At 69.8% G+C, this 567-nt stretch carries 1 protein-coding gene and 1 pseudogene; both read left to right on the top strand.

Annotated elements, in window-relative coordinates:
* Positions 1-121, top strand: a 121-nt coding sequence (gene rpsR, locus ADL29_RS08240) for a 30S ribosomal protein S18 (protein WP_063788409.1), incomplete at its 5' end; no start/stop codon positions are given.
* Positions 122-214: 93 nt separating this feature from the next.
* Positions 215-567, top strand: a pseudogene (locus ADL29_RS08235) (GTP-binding protein); the annotation flags it as partial.

The following is a 567-nucleotide window of genomic DNA, read 5'->3' as shown; positions in this document are numbered from 1 at the left end:
CGACCGCGGCAAGATCCGCAGCCGCCGGGTGACCAACGTGACCAGGCAGCAGCAGCGGCAGATAGCCCGCGCCATCAAGAACGCCCGCGAGATGGCCCTGATCCCCTACGCCTCCCGATAAGTCAGCCAGGAGCAGAGCAGACATGCCGTCGACGATACTGCGGGCACGAAAGGCCGCCCACACACTCGTTGCCGCCCTCGCGCAGGTGGGACGGTGAACACCGACAGGACGCCGAAGCGGGGACTGCTGAGCATCGTCTCGGGCAACACCCCGCAGGCGCGCAGCCGCGCAGTGGACACGCTGCGCCGTGCCGCGCCTGACGCCGTGGTGTTGTCCGTATCGGTCGACGACGAAGGCGGGCGTTACCCGTTCGTGCAGCGGGTCGTCTCGTGCGGCGACGGGCAGCTCCGGGACGAGCTGTGCCGGGCGGCAACCGGCGACCCCGCCGTGATCGTCCGTCAGGATCTCGAGGCCATCGCCCGCCGTACGACGCGGCCCCATGTCGTGCTCGCGCTCCCGGCGGAACTCGATGCGCAGCTCTTTCTGGCCGCACTGTGGCAAACCCC

This window comes from Streptomyces chattanoogensis, from assembly GCF_001294335.1.
GTDB lineage: Bacteria > Actinomycetota > Actinomycetes > Streptomycetales > Streptomycetaceae > Streptomyces > Streptomyces chattanoogensis.
Note: the sequence above shows the minus strand (reverse complement) of the source record. Positions and strands in the feature narration are given on the sequence as shown.